Origin of the sequence: Pseudomonas petrae (assembly GCF_021728295.1) — a bacterium.
GTDB classification, from domain to species: Bacteria; Pseudomonadota; Gammaproteobacteria; order Pseudomonadales; family Pseudomonadaceae; genus Aquipseudomonas; species Aquipseudomonas petrae.
In genome coordinates this window covers 281164-298342 of record NZ_JAKJXE010000002.1, presented here as the reverse complement: position 1 = coordinate 298342, position 17179 = coordinate 281164, and the positions used below count along the sequence as shown (strand labels likewise).

At 62.0% G+C, this 17179-nt stretch carries 17 protein-coding genes; 9 read left to right on the top strand and 8 right to left on the bottom strand.

What is annotated here, in order from left to right; translation table 11 throughout:
• Positions 1-363 precede the first annotated feature (363 nt).
• The 3 genes from L4G42_RS04910 to L4G42_RS04900 all read right to left on the bottom strand — a co-directional run bounded on the left by L4G42_RS04910 (position 364) and on the right by L4G42_RS04900 (position 3007).
• Positions 364-561: a hypothetical protein gene (locus L4G42_RS04910; RefSeq protein ID WP_237260596.1), complete on the bottom strand. Its 198-nt coding sequence runs from the start codon at positions 559-561 to the stop codon at positions 364-366.
• Between the two features lie 123 nt (positions 562-684).
• Positions 685-1959: a lactate dehydrogenase gene (locus tag L4G42_RS04905; RefSeq protein ID WP_237260594.1), complete on the bottom strand. Its 1275-nt coding sequence runs from the start codon at positions 1957-1959 to the stop codon at positions 685-687.
• 148 nt (positions 1960-2107) lie between these two features.
• Positions 2108-3007 (bottom strand): AraC family transcriptional regulator, encoded by a 900-nt coding sequence (locus L4G42_RS04900; RefSeq protein WP_237252020.1) that lies wholly within the window; start codon positions 3005-3007, stop codon positions 2108-2110.
• A 161-nt stretch (positions 3008-3168) separates the two neighbouring features.
• Here L4G42_RS04900 and L4G42_RS04895 point away from each other — a divergent pair, with 161 nt between their 5' ends.
• From L4G42_RS04895 to L4G42_RS04875, 5 genes are all read left to right on the top strand, one after another.
• Complete coding sequence (locus tag L4G42_RS04895; protein WP_237259400.1) at positions 3169-4233, top strand: aldo/keto reductase; 1065 nt, start codon at positions 3169-3171, stop codon at positions 4231-4233.
• Between the two features lie 487 nt (positions 4234-4720).
• Positions 4721-5155 carry a hypothetical protein gene (locus L4G42_RS04890; protein ID WP_237259399.1) on the top strand — a complete coding sequence of 145 codons (435 nt, stop codon included), beginning with the start codon at positions 4721-4723 and terminating at the stop codon, positions 5153-5155.
• Positions 5152-6654: a DUF7125 family protein gene (locus L4G42_RS04885; protein WP_237259398.1), complete on the top strand. Its 1503-nt coding sequence runs from the start codon at positions 5152-5154 to the stop codon at positions 6652-6654. Before L4G42_RS04890 ends, L4G42_RS04885 begins: the two co-directional genes overlap by 4 nt.
• Entirely contained in the window at positions 6647-7669 is a 1023-nt protein-coding gene (locus L4G42_RS04880) for a sensor histidine kinase (protein ID WP_237252016.1), read from the top strand. Before L4G42_RS04885 ends, L4G42_RS04880 begins: the two co-directional genes overlap by 8 nt.
• Before the next feature lie 87 nt (positions 7670-7756).
• Positions 7757-8005 carry a hypothetical protein gene (locus L4G42_RS04875; protein WP_237252015.1) on the top strand — a complete coding sequence of 83 codons (249 nt, stop codon included), beginning with the start codon at positions 7757-7759 and terminating at the stop codon, positions 8003-8005.
• A gap of 85 nt (positions 8006-8090) precedes the next feature.
• On the opposite strand, the gene L4G42_RS04870 is transcribed toward L4G42_RS04875, so the two are convergent.
• Positions 8091-8540: a winged helix-turn-helix transcriptional regulator gene (locus L4G42_RS04870; RefSeq protein ID WP_237252014.1), complete on the bottom strand. Its 450-nt coding sequence runs from the start codon at positions 8538-8540 to the stop codon at positions 8091-8093.
• Positions 8541-8587: 47 nt separating this feature from the next.
• Between L4G42_RS04870 and L4G42_RS04865 the strand changes: the two genes are divergently transcribed.
• Both L4G42_RS04865 and tspO read left to right on the top strand, forming a co-directional pair.
• The gene (locus tag L4G42_RS04865; RefSeq protein WP_237260592.1) at positions 8588-9523 is read left to right on the top strand and encodes an aromatic alcohol reductase; all 936 of its coding nucleotides are present in this window, start codon (positions 8588-8590) and stop codon (positions 9521-9523) included.
• A 98-nt stretch (positions 9524-9621) separates the two neighbouring features.
• Positions 9622-10062, top strand: coding sequence for a tryptophan-rich sensory protein TspO (tspO, locus tag L4G42_RS04860; protein WP_237252012.1), 441 nt, complete (start codon positions 9622-9624; stop codon positions 10060-10062).
• Positions 10063-10068: 6 nt separating this feature from the next.
• On the opposite strand, the gene L4G42_RS04855 is transcribed toward tspO, so the two are convergent.
• Positions 10069-11274, bottom strand: a complete 1206-nt coding sequence (locus tag L4G42_RS04855; protein ID WP_237252011.1) for an MFS transporter — start codon at positions 11272-11274, stop codon at positions 10069-10071.
• A gap of 105 nt (positions 11275-11379) precedes the next feature.
• On the opposite strand from L4G42_RS04855, the gene L4G42_RS04850 reads away from it, so the two are divergent.
• Positions 11380-11928, top strand: coding sequence for a TetR/AcrR family transcriptional regulator (locus L4G42_RS04850; RefSeq protein ID WP_122624928.1), 549 nt, complete (start codon positions 11380-11382; stop codon positions 11926-11928).
• A gap of 91 nt (positions 11929-12019) precedes the next feature.
• Positions 12020-13303, top strand: coding sequence for a leucine-rich repeat-containing protein kinase family protein (locus L4G42_RS04845; RefSeq protein ID WP_237252010.1), 1284 nt, complete (start codon positions 12020-12022; stop codon positions 13301-13303).
• An 893-nt stretch (positions 13304-14196) separates the two neighbouring features.
• Here the strand turns inward: L4G42_RS04845 and L4G42_RS04840 are convergent.
• From L4G42_RS04840 to L4G42_RS04830, 3 genes are all read right to left on the bottom strand, one after another.
• Positions 14197-14901 carry a YebC/PmpR family DNA-binding transcriptional regulator gene (locus tag L4G42_RS04840; protein WP_237252009.1) on the bottom strand — a complete coding sequence of 235 codons (705 nt, stop codon included), beginning with the start codon at positions 14899-14901 and terminating at the stop codon, positions 14197-14199.
• A 192-nt stretch (positions 14902-15093) separates the two neighbouring features.
• Positions 15094-15867, bottom strand: a complete 774-nt coding sequence (locus L4G42_RS04835; protein WP_237252008.1) for an enoyl-CoA hydratase — start codon at positions 15865-15867, stop codon at positions 15094-15096.
• Positions 15868-15952: 85 nt separating this feature from the next.
• Positions 15953-17143, bottom strand: coding sequence for an acetyl-CoA C-acyltransferase (locus tag L4G42_RS04830; protein ID WP_237252132.1), 1191 nt, complete (start codon positions 17141-17143; stop codon positions 15953-15955).
• Positions 17144-17179: the final 36 nt, after the last annotated feature.

Here is a 17179-nt window from a genome sequence, read left to right as displayed (position 1 = left end):
TAAGGATCAATTGCCCGTAGACAAGCAACAACCCCGTCACGATTCCCAGGTTCAGCGCCTGCAACCCGATATACACCATGTGCAGCAGAACCTATTGGTCAGGCGGGGCGATCTGACCCGGCTGGACCGCGACAATAGCGACTGGTCACCGAGGCACAAACGCTACAGAAGGATCCGCCAGCCCCGCAACAGATGCTGCACCAATCGCTATATATGCGGAACTCTGAATTCTGAACTCTGCTCAGAGCACACTGGCTAATGCGGCTATAGGTATATTTCCTGACTCTCCTTTATCTCGACAGGACCTTCTCTAGCCGGGAATGCGTCGGACGGCGCGCTGCAAAACCCGAGGCGATACCGCTATCAGCCATTCAACTTCGACGGCTCGCTCTGCAGCAGCACCTTGGCGTGAATCCCGGCCAGGGTATCTTTCAGGGTCGAGGCCCCGCGGCCCTGTCTGGCTTGTTTGTCCTGCTGCAAGGCCTGCTGCAGGACGCTGAGGAAATTCTGGGTTTTGGAGGTGGAGATCGGCGTGTGGGTGTCTTTTTCCAGGCGGCCCATCACGTATTTGGCAATACGCGTCGACTGACTGGCCGACTGGCTCAGCGTCGCATCGACCAGCTCACCTTTTTTATAACCGATGGTGGCTTTGCTGCTCGCCTGATCGCTGACCTGGTAATACAGTTAATTCTGCGTGGTGGGATCAGTGCTCAATGCCAGCTTTTGCCCGCCTGGCAGCGGCTTGTGATAACTGGCCGTGAGCTGGGATTGCTGGTCCTGAACGATGGTGCGATTCAACTGATCGCGGCCTTTGGACTGCGTTGTTTGCGACAAGGTGTAGGCGAAGGTGTCCAGTTCGCCGGGGCGGGCCGGATTGCCTTCGACGCTCTTCTCGCTGACCGACGCGCTGAAGTCGCCCAGACCGGTCAACAAACCGTGATCGGTGTCGGTCAGTTCGATAGAACTGACCGTCTGCGGCGCTGATGACACGCGGGTGTCCGGATACTGGCTGTGCAGCGTTTTGAACGCGTCCTCGAACATCGACAGCAGTTGCGCGTCGCCGTCACCGCGTTTGCGCGCCGCCTCGATCTGGCTGACATAGCCCTCAAGCGCCTTGGCCTGCTGGCCGCTGTCACCACGAATGGCCGCGTTTTTCAGGTCCACCGAAAGATCGAGATTGCCCAGCGCGCCACTCATGCGCACCGAACGCTGGTCGGCATCGGCGTGCAGTTCCAGGGTCTGGGCGCTGCCGTCTTCGAGTTTGAAACTGGTTTTCAAATCAACGGAGGCGAAGGCCTTGGCGTCGAAATGGGTCAGGGCGTCGAGCTTCAGCGTTGGCGGCCTGGAGGTCAGGCCGTCGATAGCCGACTGAAAGCCGTCCGCCATGGCGTTCAGCGCGATCAGCTCGTCGTCGCTGAGCTTGCCGCCGCTTATCTGGGCCTGCACCGCCAGACCGTCGTCCTGACTGGAAAGGCTCAGCTCGATGGTTTTGCCGCTGGCGGTTTTCAGCGTCAGGCTGATGCTGTTGGCCGGGTTACTGTGCAGGCGGTCCTGGGCGGCAGCGAGCTCTGCAGGCTCCAGTGCTTTGCCGGTCGAAGAACGCAGCACCGATTGGGAAATATTCTGGCCGGTCTGGGCCAATTGACTGAGCAAGGTCGCGCCCAGGCCTTGAAAGCGACCTGCTGTGGCGGAGGTGCTGAAATTGCCCATCATCGCCAGCGAGACCTTGTCCTGCCGGGTGTACTCCCAGGCCGGAGGGACGTTGGCATCTGCCATCAGGCCGCGCACGTTGTAGACCAACGGGGCGCTGACCTTGTTGTCCTCGCCGAGCATGACGACAGACGACGGCGTGGCGCTGGTGGCGCCAGCAACGGCGTTGTCATTCAGCGCGACGGTGGCCGCCGGCTTGACCACCGGCATCAACTGGGCGGATGAGGTGACCGAAGCAATCGCTGACATCGCACTTCCCTGTTCAAGTGAGTAATAGGCTTCCTGAACAGGGTGTCGGCGGACGCTTTTGTAACTTGAGCGATACAAACCCGGGGCATTCCCGCGACACAGTGAACGCCCCGGGCAGAGCCTCTCGACGTGAGAACCTTGAATCAACTCAGGACACCTCCACCGGCGCCTCCCGACGCAGACGTCGCGCATCCTCTGCCGGTGGCACACCGAACAGGCGCCGGTAATCACGGCTGAATTGCGACGGACTTTCATACCCCACTTGGTAGCCCGCGCCTGCCGCATCAACGGCGTGCGCCACCATCAGCCGTCGCGCTTCCTGCAGTCGAAGCTGGCTGCGAAACGCCAGCGGGCTCATGGCCGTCACCGCTTTGAAGTGCGTGTGAAAGGTCGAGCGGCTCATGCCAGCCACGTCGGCAAGGTCTTCGATCCGGCAACGTTCTGTGTAATGACCCCGCAGCCAGGCGATGGCCTTGGCAATCTGCCGAAGACGGCTGTCAGCGTTGGCCAGTTGCCGGAGCACGGCGTGGCCGCTGCCGGTCAGCAACCGGTAGAGAATCTCGCGAACAGCCAGCGGGGCGAGTTCGCCGATGTGCTCGGGCGTGTCCAGCAGCCGGGCAAGCCGCGCCGCTGCGTCAAACAGCTCGGGGCTGGTGTCGTTGAGTTCGATACCGGCCGCCGGCAAGGCGCTTCGGTCGGCGGGGGCCGGGTGTCGCAGCGCCAGGTCGCTCAGGGCGGTCATGTCCAGGTTGAGCACCAGGCACAGATACGGCTCGCGCTCGCTGGCTTCGATCACCGAGCCCATGACCGGAATGTCGATGGAGGCCACCAAATAGCTGGCGGCGTCATAGACATAGGACCTGCCGCCGGCGATCACGCGCTTGCGACCCTGGGCGATCAGGCACAGCGTCGGTTCGTAGACCACCGGCATCGGCAGGGTCGGCGCAGCGGCGCGCGCCAGGCTTACGCCCGGAATGGCGGTCGGATGCAGGCCGTCCACCGATGCATGGCGGCTGATGAGATCAACCAGTGTTTGCAACGAGGTCATGGTCGCTCCCCTGTTGGTAAGTGAAGGTGCAAAGGAAGACGAAGAACCGTCGGCCCGGATAATCGTGCAAGAGCGCGGGACGATCCGGCTACGGGCTGGTTCACCGTATTCGGCAGACTGAGGCCTTGAAGCCTTCGCACCCACCAATCAAGGAAGCCATCATGCCCACTCTCAACGCACTCGACCACTACCGCCTGCTCGGACGATCGGGTATGCGCGTCTCGCCCCTCTCCCTCGGCACCATGACCTTCGGCTCCGACTGGGGCTGGGGTTCCGATGAAGCCGAGGCCCGGCAGATTTTCGACACCTACGTTGACCACGGCGGCAACTTCATCGACACCGCGGTCAACTACACCAACGGCGCGTCCGAGCGCATCCTCGGTCAGTTTCTCAAGCACAAACGTGACCGTCTGGTGGTCGCCACCAAGTACACCATGGCCCGCGACCCGGGCGATCCCAACTCCGGCGGCAATCACCGGATGAATCTCACCCGTTCGGTGGAGACCAGCTTGAAGCAGCTGGACACCGATCGCATCGAACTGCTCTATCTGCATGCGTGGGATTTCACCACGTCTGCCGAAGAAGTCATGCGTGCGCTGGATGATCTGGTGCGCGCCGGCAAGGTGCTTTACCTCGGCATCTGCAACACCCCGGCGTGGAAAGTCGCCGAGCTGCAGACTCTTGCCACCCTCAGGGGCTGGGCGCCGCTGGTGGCGCTGCAAATCGAATACAGCCTGGTCGAACGCAGTGTCGAGCATGAGCTGATGCCCATGGCCCAGGCGATGGGCCTTGGCGTGTTGCCGTGGTCGCCGTTGGGCGGCGGCATTCTGACCGGCAAATACACCCGGGAAGATTTGCAGCAAGCGAGCGAAGCCGGCGTATCCCCGACCCGCAAGGGCGTGATCAGCTCGTCGGGCCATATGAATGAACGCGCCTTGCAGATCGCCAGCACCGTGGTCGACGTCGCCCATGACATAGGCGCCACGCCCTCCCAGGTGGCTCTGGCGTGGACACTGCTGAACCCGGCCGTCGTCGCGCCGGTCATGGGGGCGAGAACGCTGGCCCAGGCCCAGGACAACCTGGGCGCCCTCGCTTTGCACCTTGATGCTGAACAGATTGCCCGGCTGGACCGAGCCAGCACGCCGGAGCCGATATTCCCGGCCCGTTTCGTCAACCAGCCGATGGTTCAGCAACTGATATTCGGCGGCGCCACGCTGCGGAAATAAATACAAGCGATCGCCCCCTTGCAAAGAGGGGGCGAACTGTCAGCACATCGAAACGCGCTTTTGATATCCGAACGCATCTATAAACAATTCAGTTGATTGTTTTCGCCCTTACTTATTCGCCATCAAGCAACGAGCACTCGCCCGCGCTACAACAACTTCCCTACCGACTCACTCACTTGAATAGTTATTAAGGAACTTTAACGTTCCTACCTCATATGGATACGGTGCCGTGATGACTATTTGACAAATGGCGCACGGGCACGCAGAAGTGGCTGCCGTTAAAGCCAGGCATCGGAAAAGAACTAACCGTTTATTGTTAACAATCAGACTCAGGATCACATTGAATCTCACGGCTTCCAGAGCGCTTGGACTCATGTCCGGGAGACAGGCGTGCCGACTACCCATTTAAAGCGCCGTGCACTAAATGCTTCCGTTCGGTCTGGCGAGAAGGTGTAGTATCCACCGACACCTACCAGAACTTAATCCCATGTTTACTGAAAGCGAAGCAGGCCAGCGAATCGCTGCATGCCTGGCCCGTCGGGTAAACGGCAGCGCTGAAGTTTCTCAGGTCGCTGAAGCCATTACCTCGATGTTCGAGGACATTAATATCTCCCTGACTCCCATCATCGGTCCTAAAGGTGTTGCCGCCCTGCATCGCCGCAGCCTTCACCTCTGCATGTCGAAGCACCCGCTGCTTGGGGTCCCCTATACGCTGCTGGTGGTGGGCATGGATATTCAAGAATTGAGAGCGTTACTGGCCGAACAATCGATAGACGACGCGCTCTTTTTCAGCCAGGAAGTTCTGAACACCTTTTACACGTTACTTGCCACTCTGATCGGCCCATTACTCGCTGCACGACTGCTGCTGGACGTGTGGGAACATTCTTTCAGCGGCCCGCCTGCCCAGGACACTTCACGATGAGTACCAAAGTCACAATCAACCGTCTGGCAACAGGCGTACCGGGATTCGACGAGATTCTGGGTGGCGGCCTGCCGGAGTTTTCCTTCAACCTCATCGCCGGCCCGCCAGGCTGCGGCAAGACCACGCTGGCCCATCAGATGATGTTCGCATTGGCGACGCCGGAGCGTCCGGCGATTTTCTTCACGGTGCTTGGCGAGCCGCCGCTGAAAATGCTGCGCTACCAGCAGCAGTTCAGCTTTTTCGACGAAGAAGCGGTGAACCGCTCGATCCGCTACGTCAATCTGGCGGACGACGCCCTCGCCGGTGACCTGGATGAAGTCTTGCGGCGCATCGTCGCCGAAGTGGAAACCCACACCCCCGCCCTGGTGTTCGTCGACTCGTTCCGCTCTGTCGTGCTGGCCAGCGAAAGCGGCGGCAGCCCCAACAACAACCTGCCGCAGTTCGTGCAACAGCTGGGCATGTTGATGACCACTTGGCAGGCGACGACCTTCCTGCTGGGCGAGTATTTCAACGAACTCGACAGCAACCCGGTCTTCACCGTCGCCGATGGGCTGATCTGGCTGCGCCAGAGCGTTCAGCGCAACTCCATGGTGCGCAAGATGGAGATCATGAAGATGCGCGGCCAGCCAACGCTGCCCGGGCTGCATACCTTCCGCATCGCCGACTCGGGCATTACGGTGTTTCCGCCGGCCTCGGTCACTCTTCAGGATCGCGCCGAGCCCATCCACGGCAGCCCGCAGCAGCGGCTGAAGATGGGCGTGCCTCACCTGGACGACATGCTCGGCGGCGGCCTGCCCCAGGGCTATTCATTGCTGGTGGCCGGTCCTTCAGGCTCCGGCAAGAGCATGCTGGCGGCGGCCTTTCTCGAAGAGGGTGCGCGCAACGGCGAAACGGGCGTGATCGCGGTCTTCGAGCAGCGACCCAATCATTTGCGTAACGCCGCACTCACGCGACTGGTGCAAATGGACAAAGTGGGTGTCGTCGACCGACGCGTGCCGGACCTGTCCATCGATGAGATCGTTCAGCAGTTGCTCAGCGAAATTCGCAGGCTGGACGCGACGCGGGTGGTCATTGACTCGCTGTCCGGGTTCGAACTGGCCGTGGCCCCTGCGTTTCGCGAAGACTTCCGCGAATCCCTGTCGCGCATGGTCAATGCGTTGACCAGCACCGGGGTCAGTGTGTTGATGACCTCGGAACTGGAAGACCGCTACACGGATCTGCGCTTCAGCCCTTACGGCACGGCCTTTCTTACCGATGCCATCATCGTCCAGCGCTACATTGAGCTCGACAGCCGCTTGCAGCGCATCATGGCGGTGGTCAAGGTCCGGGCCAGCGCTCACTCGGACGAGTTGCGGCTGTACAGTATTGACGACAACGGCTTGCAGATAGGCACCCGCCCGCACAATCAGGAAGGGCTGTTGGGCGGGCGCCCGACGCGCCTGACGCCAGGGTTTACCGGCGCTGGAGAGGACGTCCGGCGAGCAGGTTTTCATGAGTGAGTTCCACGGCAAGGACGAAGCCGGGGGCGCAGACGCCGACCGCGAATTCGAGCTGCTCGCTCAAAACAAGAAACAGGTCCTGGCGCACCTGGCGTCCCTGCGCCGAGAGCTGTTTGAGGCTGAAGCCTCTGCCGGCATTGGCCTGCACATTGAATTGCTGGTGGAAGCCAATCAGAAACTGGTGCTGGCGGCGTTGGCGGCGCAGGCGCAAGCACCCGCTGCCAGTGCACACGCCGACGGCTCTCAGGAGCTGCGCGAAGCCAACCAGCATCTGGTGATCTCCGCGCTCCACGCGCAAACGCTGCAGGCACAGGCCGAACTGGCCCTGTCTCAGCAACGCACGGCCATGGCGTCGGTCGCCCATGAAATGCGCAACCCCCTGACGCCGATCAGCCTGATCGCCGAGCGCATGGTGCGCGCTTCCAGCGACAAACTGCCGGAAATGCGCGCGATGATCGAGGGCCAGGTGCAGCATTTGTCGCGCATGGTCGAAGACTTGCTCGATGTCGCCCGGGCGAGCAGCGGCAAATTGCGTCTGACCTGCGCCGAGGTGGACATCCTCGAGATCATCCAGGAGGCCGTTGAAGCCTGCGCACCGATGATGCACAAGAAAAACCTGCATATGGACGTGAGCCTTCCCGACACGCCCATGTCGGTCAACGGCGACCGCATCAGGATCGTGCAGATTTTCACCAACGTGCTGACCAACTCGGCCAAATACACGCCGTGCGGCGGCAAGATCGCGCTGTGCGCCGAGGCGGTTGCCGAAGGCTTGAAGGTCGTCATCTCCGACAACGGCATCGGCATTTCAGCCCAGGCATTGCCGGTGATCTTCGATGCTTATGTGCAGGACACCCAGGCCATCGGCTTCAATGGCTCGGGCCTTGGCATCGGTCTGACCGTGGTTCGGCAACTGGTGGAAGCCCATGGCGGCAGCGTTACCGCCCACAGCGAGGGCACAGGCAAGGGCTGTCATTTCACTATTTTGTTTCCGCTGGTGGGATCTGCGTCGTAACTCGGCCACAATACGCCCCCGATCCCAGGCTCCAGGGCTTTACGCCTTTCGGTTCGCCGCAAAACCCGACACCCCCAGGACTGAGCAATGCCCCAAGAGCGAATCGCTGCACTTCGGCTTCCCAAACCCATCCAAGGCCCGATCGATGATCTGGTGCGCGCGTTGAACGCCGCCACCACCAGGGAAGACCTCGAACGCGAGGCCGCCATGGAGATCAGTTTCATCCTTAGCCTGGAGACCAGCAAACGTCTGCGCCCGGCAGATGTAGAAACGCTTTACATGATCTTCGACGACGCCGTGCAAGAACGTCTTGGCCAACTGGCGGATCAATCCTGACCGGACTGCTCGCCGTCTCCCTCGCTGGCACGTCACACCGGTGCGGTGTCATACCGTTGCGTCATACGTTGCGTCATACGTTGCGTCATACCATCGCCGCGTCGTACCGTCGACGCGCCGCTGTAAAGCCTTCCGCCTGCTCGACCACCCAGGTCCACAGCGGAATCATCTGCACCAGCAAGCCCATGCCCAGTTCGGTCAGCGCGTACTCGACGCGCAATGGCTTCTCGCCGAAGTCATGACGACTGATCAGCCCGTCGCGTTCCAGCTGGCGGAGTGTGTGGGTCAGCATGCGTTGGGTGACGCCATGCAGCTGGCGCCGCAGCTCGGCGTGGCGCAACGGGCTGGTCACGCCCAGCGCATGGACCACGCCCAGTGACCACCGGTTGCCGGAGTGGCCGAGGATATCGCGCTTGAGCCCGTCTTCATCGTCGCTGAGCGCACGACAGGCATTCTGCGAACGTCGCACGATGTCCTGCGCATCCAGGCCGCTCGGTATCACCACTGTGCCTACTTTTTGCCCGCCGATGTCCATGACAAGATCCCCAGCCTCACGTTAAGTGCGTCAAACAGGGGCTTACCATGCAGGCTGATATTTCAAACGTCAAACAACACATTCTGGTCCTGGGCGCCGGCGAACTGGGCCTTGCCGTATTGCGCGGCCTGGCCGTGCGTGCTGACGAATCGGCGAGCATCAGCGTGCTGTTGCGCCAGCCCAGTGTCGAAAGCGCCTCCCCGGAAAAGCAAAAGGAAATCGCCGCGATCAGGTCCCTCGGCGCGGCCATTGAAGTGGCTGACATTGCCGACGCCTCGGTGGATGAACTTGCTGCGGTACTCGGCCGTTTCGACACGGTGATCAGTTGCGTGGGCTTTGGCGCCGGCCGGGGCACCCAGCGCAAGCTGACGCAGGCCGCCCTCGCCTCGGGAGTCAAACGCTACATCCCCTGGCAGTTCGGGGTCGACTACGACGTGGTTGGGCGTGGCAGCCCGCAAGACCTGTTCGACGAGCAACTGGATGTGCGCGACTTGCTGCGCACTCAGTCCCGAACCGAATGGCTGATCATTTCCACCGGCATGTTTACCAGCTTCCTGTTCGATCCGGCGTTCGGGGTGGTTGATCTGCCTGGCGGGCGGGTCAATGCACTGGGCAGCCTGGACACGGCGGTCACGGTGACGACACCGGAAGACATCGGCACCCTGACCGCCGCCATCGTCCTGCACAGCCCGCGCTTCATCAATCAGGTGGTGTACACCGCTGGCGAGACCCTGACCTACGCCGATCTGGCCGATCTGCTTGAGCGCGTCACCGGACGGACGTTCGAGCGCCGAGCGTCCAGCGTGCCGCAGTTGCTGGCGGCCCTTGAGGAGATGCCCGACGACAACCTGCGCAAATACCGCGCAGTGTTCGCCATGGGGCGCGGCGTGGCATGGGACGTGACGCAGACGTTCAATGATCAGCAAGGCATTGCGGTCACTGATGCCGAGGGTTGGGCACGGGCACATCTGGCTCGCGGTTAATCTCTGTGCGCTCATACGGATTTTTCCGGCGCAGACGTATCCAATGCCGAGACGGCCCCACGGCCTGCACTTCGAATGGTTTCAGCAAAGGACCCCACATGACTTTCTACATCTTCCTCATCGCCTGCGGCGCGGCGGCCAGCACCGGCATCCTCTTCAAACCGGGCAGCTGGTACGCGTCGCTGCAAAAGCCACGTTTCACCCCGCCCAACTGGCTGTTTCCAGTGGCCTGGACGACGATTTATCTGCTGCTGGCCTGGGCCGGTTATCGCCTGACCCTGATCCCCGGCAGCCAGACCGTGCTGGCGTTGTGGGCCGCGCAGATTGCCTTGAATACGCTGTGGACGCCGGTGTTCTTCGGCGCCCACCGGATCATGGCGGGCATGATCATCATCTCCCTGCTGTGGCTGGTGGTTGCCGCCATGGTCATGCTGGGGATCCAGCTGGACCTGATCACCGGGCTGATCCTGTTCCCCTATCTGGTCTGGCTGACCGTGGCGGCGGCACTGAATTTCTCGATTCTGCGTCACAACCGGTAAGGCGGATCAGGCGGCCCTGGCCCGCCCGGCTGGCTGAATCAGCAGACCGGCCAGCGCCGACACCGCCAGCAAGACCACCACCCCACCGTAAACATTGGTGGTGGTCACCAGCCCCGCCGTTTTGATCGATACACCGGCCACCAGCGCCGGAATGCAGAACGCCAGATAACTCAGGGCCAGAAAGGCCGCCATCAGCGCACCCCGTTCGTGGGCGTGGGCCAACGGCAGCAACAGGCGCATGGCACCAAGAAAACTCGCACCAAAGCCGATCCCCGCCACCACGGTTCCGGTGAAGAACAGCCACAGCCAGCCCAGATTCACCGCCGCCAGAATCACTGAAACCCCGATCGCCAGAAAACTGCAGCCCACCAGTAACGCCAGACGGGGCGCGCGCAGACGCAGGTTATGAATCGAAATCGCGCCGCTGATGGTCAGCGCTGCCACGGCAAAGCCGCCGTTGAGCACCGAGGTCGAACCGGTGGCGGCAGTCAGCAGCGACGGTGCCAGCGACAGGAAGAATCCGCCCAGTGCCCAGGCGGCGATGTCGGCGGGCAGCACCAGCAACAACGTCCCCCTCGCCTGCGCAGGTACGGCGAGCCGCGGCCGCAGGGTTTTCATCACGCCCGGCTGCAGCGTCACCGTTTCAGCGACCCGCAACAGATACACCGCCTGACCCATGAACGCCGCGAGGAGCAAGCCATAGGCGAGGCCCATTGGCAGCGGCGCGTATTCCACCAGCGCACTGGTGCCGAGCGCGCCCAGTGCCATGCCGAACATCGGCGTGATGCTGCTGAGCAGCGGACCCTGCTGCGCATCGCTGTCGAGCATCGCGGCACCCAACGCGCTGGTGGCGATGCCCGTCGCCACGCCTTGCAGCACCCGCGCGACGATCAGCCAGCTGACATCGGTGGCGGCGATGAACAGCAGCATCGAGACGATCTCCAGCAGCAGCCCGATAAATATCACCGGGCGGCGGCCGAGGTAATCCGACAGCGAGCCGAACACCAGCAGCGTGGCCAACAGGCTCAGGGCGTAAACAGCAAAAATCACCGTCAACAGCGCCGAGGAAAAGCCCCACGCCTGTTGATAGAGGTGGTAGAGCGGCGTGGGCGCACTGGACGCGGCGAAGAAGCACAGCAGCACGAAGGCCAGAAATCCCAAGTGGCTGCGCCCCCGACCATCGACTTGCGGGTTCTGCAAAGAATCAGACACGAGTACACTCTCCCGAAAAAGCACGCCACAAAAGCTACTAATTAGCGTTAAGAGTGTGCGAGCAGCGTCTGCTTAAAGCAACTACTTTGTGTTAGGGTCCGCACCATGGCTATCAAAGAAGGCATTCGCACCGGCGGCCGCAGTGCCCGGGTGCAGACATCTATTCACGCAGCGGTTCGCGATCTGCTCCAGGAGCAAGAGCGTTCGGCCCTCAGCGTGCCCATGATTGCGGCCCGTGCCGGTGTCACGCCGTCAACCATTTACCGCCGCTGGGGCGACCTGACCTCATTGCTGGCGGACGCCGCTGTCGAGCGGTTGCGCCCCGATGAGCCGGTGGATTGCGGCAACCTGCGCGATGACCTGCGCACCTGGGTCGAGGTCTACCTCGAAGAAACCAATTCGGCGCCGGGCCGCGAAATGATGCGCGACGTGGTCGCCAGCAGCGCGACCTTGTGCTCGGGCAAGTGCCTGAACATGGTCCGCGATCAACTGCAAATCATCATCGACCGCGCCCGGGAACGCGGTGAACAGAGCCCTTCGGCCGACGAACTGGTCGATGCGGTCGTCGCGCCCATGGTCTACCGCATTCTGTACGCCGAATCGGCGCCGTCCCTTGAGCGCATGCATCAATTGCTGGATCGCTGCCTGAGCTGATCCGCCGCCCGTCGTGCTCGCGACCAACCGAGCACCGGCCCCGACGACTGGGTATCATGCGCGCTCATTGATCACAGGCGCCCTTCCCCCCATGCACACCCTTGCAGACCTGCGTGCCGGCAAACTGGCAGGCATCACGCGGCTCAATCTCAGCGACGCCCTCGGCGAATTTCCCGAGGAGATTTTCAGCCTCGCCGATTCGCTGGAAGTGCTGGACCTCAGCGGCAACCGGCTGACCGAATTGCCCGACGACCTGCACCGTCTCAAGCGCCTGAAAATCCTGTTCTGCTCCAACAATCCGTTTACCCGGCTACCGGAGTGCCTGGGCCAGTGCGAGCAGCTGTTCTTCGTCGGCTTCAAAGCCTGCGAGATCGTCGATGTGCCGGCCAACGCGTTGCCGCCAGCGCTGCGTTCGCTGGTGCTGACCGACAACCGCATCGAGACCCTGCCTGACGCCATCGGCGACTGCGCGCAGCTGCAAAAGCTGATGCTCGCGGGCAACCGGCTGCGGCAACTGCCGGAATCACTGGCCCGCTGCAAGCGCCTGGAATTGGTGCGGGTCGCGGTCAACGAGATCCACGAACTGCCGCGCTGGCTACTGGAAATGCCCGCCCTCGCGTGGCTGGCGTTTGCCGGCAATCCGCTGAACGACATCCACACCGAAGAGCCGATCCGGCAGATTCCCTGGCCGCAACTGGCGCTGCAACAGGTGCTGGGCGAAGGCGCTTCCGGGGTGATTCAGCAGGCGCAGTTGCGCGCGGATGACGACGCGTCGGCGCTGGACGTTGCAGTGAAGCTGTACAAAGGCGATGTCACCAGCGACGGCTCACCGCTTAACGAAATGCAGGCGTGCATTGCGGCCGGGCGTCATGCTCATCTGATTCCGGTGCTCGGGCAGATTCAGGATCACCCGCAGGGTGCTCGCGGTCTGGTGATGGCGCTGATTTCTCCCTCGTTCGTGACCCTCGCACGCCCGCCGACCCTGGAATCCTGCACCCGTGACACGTATGCCGGTACCCGGCTGAGCGTTGCGACCGTGAAGCGCATGGCCGCCGGGATCGCAGCGGCGTGCGCACATTTGCACGCCCACGGCATCAACCACGGTGACCTGTACGGCCACAACATCCTCTGGAACGAGGGTGGGGATAGCCTGCTGGGAGATTTCGGCGCGGCGGCGTTCTACCCGGATGAAGAAACGGGACGCAGGCTGGAACGTATTGAAGTGCGGGCGTTCGGGGTATTGCTGGGGGAATTGCTGGACGGTTGCGAGGCAAACGATGTGGAGACTGCCGGCCTGCGGGAGTTGGAGCAGCGGTGCGTGCAAGCGGATGTGATGCAGCGGCCTGGGTTCGCGGAGGTTGAGCGACAGTTTTGACCCCTGGAGATTTTGGGGTGTGACGTCTGGCCCCTTCCCGGCTAAAGCCGGTCCCACTAAGCCTGCGGCGTGTCAGTGAGACCCTGTCATTAGGACGCCGCGCAAATGTAGGACCGGCTTCAGCCGGGAAGAGGCCAGCGCGGACACCCTCAATTTCGAAGTGTGCCCACCGACGCATTCCCGGCTAAAGCCGGTCCTACGCTGTGCTCGCGATCATTCAGTGGGACCGGCTTTAGCCGGGAAGAGGCCAGCGTGAGCACCCTCAATTTCGAAGTGTGCTCACCGACGCCTTCCCGGCTAACGCCGGTCCTACCCTGTGCTCGCGATCATTCAGTGGGACCGGCTTTAGCCGGGAAGAGGCCAGCGTGAGCGCCCTCAATTTCGAAGTGTGCTCAGCGACGCCTTCCCGGCTAAAGCCGGTCCTACCCTGTGCTCGCGATCATTCAGTAGGACCGGCTTTAGCCGGGAAGAGGCCAGCGCGGACACCCTCAATTTCGAAGTGTGCCCACCGACGCATTCCCGGCTAAAGCCGGTCCTACCCTGTGCTCGCGATCATTCAGTGGGACCGGCTTTAGCCGGGAAGAGGCCAGCGTGAGCACCCTCAATCTCGCGGTGTGACGCGAGAAGCTTTCCCGGCTAAAGCCGGTCCTACCCTGTGCTTACGATCATTCAGTGGGACCGGCTTTAGCCGGGAACAGGCCAGCGCGGGCACCCTCAATTTCGCGGTGTGACGCAAGAGGCTTTCCCGGCTAACGCCGGTCCTACCCTGTGCTCGCGATCATTCAGTGGGACCGGCTATAGCCGGGAACAGGCCAGCGCGGGCACCCTCAATTTCGAAGTGTGCTCACTGACGCCTTCCCGGCTAAAGCCGGTCCTACAATGGCCAGTCAGCGTCAGCCCGCCAGACCGACGTACACGTTTTGCACGTCATCGTGGCTGTCGATCGCTTCTAGGAAGGCTTCTACCTCGGCCATCTGCTCTTCACTCAGGCCTTCAACCGGGTTTTTCGGGCGATAGCCGATCTTGGCGGATTCAACGGTGAAGCCGAACTCAGGCAGCGCCTTGCACACGGCGTCGAGGTCGGTGGTGTCGGTGTAAAACGTCACAACGCCTTCATCGCCTTGTTCAACGTCCTGGGCGCCGGCTTCGATGGCGGCTTCTTCGGCATCTGCATCGTCTTTAGCGGCGACGGCGTCGATCATGCCCAAGTGGTCGAAATCCCAGGTGATCGAACCTTCGGCGCCCAGTTGGCCCTTGCGGAACAGCACGCGGATCTCGGACACGGTACGGTTGATGTTATCGGTCAGGCATTCAACGATGACTGGGACTTTGTGCGGCGCGAAGCCTTCGTAGGTGAGCTTTTCGAAGTGAACGTGCTCGCCGAGCAACCCGGCGCCTTTCTTGATGGCGCGTTCGAGGGTCTCGCGCGGCATCGAGGCTTTCTTCGCCTGCTCGACCACCAGACGCAGGCGCGCGTTCATGTCGGGGTCAGCGCCGGAGCGCGCGGCAATCATGATTTCCTTGGACAGCTTGCCGAAAATACGCCCCTTGGCGTTGGCTGCCGCTTCTTTGTGTTTGACCTTCCACTGTGCGCCCATGATTGCTCTCTTGTTCCGGTGGCGATAAATCGCTCGGATCCGTCGCGACTTGCACGCCGGGCCGATGACGATAAACGCTGAAAATAGGGTGATCGATAATGACAGGCCGGGGGTGAACCGCGGCGACCGGCGCATTTTATACACGCCGGAGCCAGAAGACACCCCTGAGACGCGCCACCGCCCTGACCTGAATCAGCGATGCTTGAACGCCGGGTCGCGCTTCTCGATGAACGCCGCCATGCCTTCCTTCTGGTCTTCGCTGGCGAATGCTGCATGAAAAACCCGGCGCTCGAAACGAATCCCTTCGGCCAGGCTGACTTCAAAGGCGCGGTTGACGCTTTCCTTGACCATCATGGCCGCCGGCAACGACTTCGCCGCAATGCCGGCCGCGACTTTCAGCGCCTCATCCAGCAACTGTTCCTGAGGCACGATGCGCGCGACCAACCCGGCACGCTCTGCCTCGACAGCGTCGATCATGCGACCGGTCAGGCACATCTCCATGGCCTTGGCCTTGCCCACCGCGCGGGTCAGACGCTGAGTGCCGCCCATGCCCGGCAGCACGCCCAGCTTGATTTCCGGCTGACCGAAGCGGGCGTTGTCGGCCGCCAGAATGAAGTCGCACATCAGCGCCAGCTCGCAGCCGCCGCCCAGGGCAAAGCCCGAGACGGCAGCAATGATGGGCTTGCGGCGGTTGGCCACACGATCGCTGTCGCTGAACAGGTCATCCAGGTAGATCTGTGGGTATTTCAACTCGGCCATTTCCTTGATGTCGGCCCCGGCGGCGAACGCTTTTGCCGAGCCGGTCAGGACGACGCAGCCGATGCCAGGATCGCGCTCCAGTTCATCAAGGGCGTGATTGAGTTCGCTGATGAGCTGCGCATTCAAGGCGTTAAGCGCCTCTGGACGATTGAGGGTCAAGAGCGCAACCCGACCTCTGATTTCTTTGAGGATTGTTGTGTAACTCATTGTTTTATAGACCTTTTCTTATTGCGACAACCAGTCACTCGTTGTCGCAGATTTAAGATGCGAAACATAGCGCAAGCCATTGATATTAAACGACAAGCTCGACTGCCATGGCGGTTGCTTCGCCGCCGCCGATGCAGATGGCCGCGACCCCTCGCTTCAGTCCTCGCTGCTTCAACGCCGACAGCAATGTCACCAGAATCCTTGCCCCTGATGCGCCAATGGGATGGCCTAATGCGCAGGCGCCGCCATGGACGTTGACCTTGTGATGGGGCAGTTCCAGGCGGGCCATGGTGACCAGCGCGACGACGGCGAACGCTTCGTTGATTTCGAACAGGTCAACCTCGGCCAGTGACCAGCCGGTCTTGCTCATCAGCTTGTCGATGGCGCCCACCGGCGCGGTTGGAAACAACCCGGGCTCATTGGCATAAGCGGCGTGGCCATGGATGACCGCCAGCGGCGTGAGCCCTCGTCGCCGGGCTTCGGACTGGCGCATGAGGGTCAAGGCCGCCGCGCCGTCGGAGATCGAGCTTGAGTTGGCTGCCGTCACCGTGCCGCCCTCGCGGAACGCCGGTTTCAGCTGCGGAATCTTGTCCAGCTTCGCCTTGGGCGGCTGTTCGTCCTGGTGAATGGTCTTGCGCTCCTTGCCGACCGTGACTTCCACCGGCACGATTTCAGCGTCGAACCAGCCGCGCTTCATGGCCTCCTGCGCCCGGGTCAGCGAGGCGACCGCAAAACCGTCTTGAGCCTCTCGACTGAAACCTTCGAGCCCGGCGCACTCCTCGGCAAACGTGCCCATCAGTCGACCTCGGTCGTAGGCATCTTCGAGGCCGTCGAGAAACATGTGATCGATGATCTGTCCGTGGCCCATGCGGAAACCGCTGCGGGCTTTCTCCAGCAGATACGGTGCGTTGGACATGCTCTCCATGCCGCCGGCGATGACCACGTCAGCGCTGCCGGCCAGCAGCATGTCGTGGCCGAGGATGGCCGCCTGCATGCCCGACCCGCACATCTTGTTCAGGGTGGTGCAGGTCGTGGCGTCGCTGAGCCCGGCGCCCAAGGCAGCCTGACGCGCCGGCGCCTGTCCCAATCCGGCTGGCAATACACACCCAAACAGCACTTCATCGACCTGCGCGGCATCGATGCCCGCGCGTTCGACCGCGGCGCGGATGGCGGCGGCGCCCAGTTGCGGCGCGGTCAGGCTTTTGAGATCGCCCTGAAAGGCGCCCATGGGCGTGCGCGCAGCGCTCACGATCACCACGGGGTCGTCGTTCGACATCTGGCGTTTGTTCAAAGACATGATGGAGTTTCCTCG

What these genes read in the sequence shown, in the direction of transcription:
- L4G42_RS04910 (WP_237260596.1), bottom strand. Translation starts at nt 561, where the DNA reads ATGGGCCGCCTGGAAAAAGACACCCACACGCCGATCTCCACCTCCAAA.
- L4G42_RS04905 (WP_237260594.1), bottom strand. Translation starts at nt 1,959, where the DNA reads ATGTCAGCGATTGCTTCGGTCACCTCATCCGCCCAGTTGATGCCGGTG.
- L4G42_RS04900 (WP_237252020.1), bottom strand. Translation starts at nt 3,007, where the DNA reads ATGACCTCGTTGCAAACACTGGTTGATCTCATCAGCCGCCATGCATCG.
- L4G42_RS04895 (WP_237259400.1), top strand. Translation starts at nt 3,169, where the DNA reads ATGCCCACTCTCAACGCACTCGACCACTACCGCCTGCTCGGACGATCG.
- L4G42_RS04890 (WP_237259399.1), top strand. Translation starts at nt 4,721, where the DNA reads ATGTTTACTGAAAGCGAAGCAGGCCAGCGAATCGCTGCATGCCTGGCC.
- L4G42_RS04885 (WP_237259398.1), top strand. Translation starts at nt 5,152, where the DNA reads ATGAGTACCAAAGTCACAATCAACCGTCTGGCAACAGGCGTACCGGGA.
- L4G42_RS04880 (WP_237252016.1), top strand. Translation starts at nt 6,647, where the DNA reads ATGAGTGAGTTCCACGGCAAGGACGAAGCCGGGGGCGCAGACGCCGAC.
- L4G42_RS04875 (WP_237252015.1), top strand. Translation starts at nt 7,757, where the DNA reads ATGCCCCAAGAGCGAATCGCTGCACTTCGGCTTCCCAAACCCATCCAA.
- L4G42_RS04870 (WP_237252014.1), bottom strand. Translation starts at nt 8,540, where the DNA reads ATGGACATCGGCGGGCAAAAAGTAGGCACAGTGGTGATACCGAGCGGC.
- L4G42_RS04865 (WP_237260592.1), top strand. Translation starts at nt 8,588, where the DNA reads ATGCAGGCTGATATTTCAAACGTCAAACAACACATTCTGGTCCTGGGC.
- tspO (WP_237252012.1), top strand. Translation starts at nt 9,622, where the DNA reads ATGACTTTCTACATCTTCCTCATCGCCTGCGGCGCGGCGGCCAGCACC.
- L4G42_RS04850 (WP_122624928.1), top strand. Translation starts at nt 11,380, where the DNA reads ATGGCTATCAAAGAAGGCATTCGCACCGGCGGCCGCAGTGCCCGGGTG.
- L4G42_RS04845 (WP_237252010.1), top strand. Translation starts at nt 12,020, where the DNA reads ATGCACACCCTTGCAGACCTGCGTGCCGGCAAACTGGCAGGCATCACG.
- L4G42_RS04840 (WP_237252009.1), bottom strand. Translation starts at nt 14,901, where the DNA reads ATGGGCGCACAGTGGAAGGTCAAACACAAAGAAGCGGCAGCCAACGCC.
- L4G42_RS04835 (WP_237252008.1), bottom strand. Translation starts at nt 15,867, where the DNA reads ATGAGTTACACAACAATCCTCAAAGAAATCAGAGGTCGGGTTGCGCTC.
- L4G42_RS04830 (WP_237252132.1), bottom strand. Translation starts at nt 17,143, where the DNA reads ATGTCGAACGACGACCCCGTGGTGATCGTGAGCGCTGCGCGCACGCCC.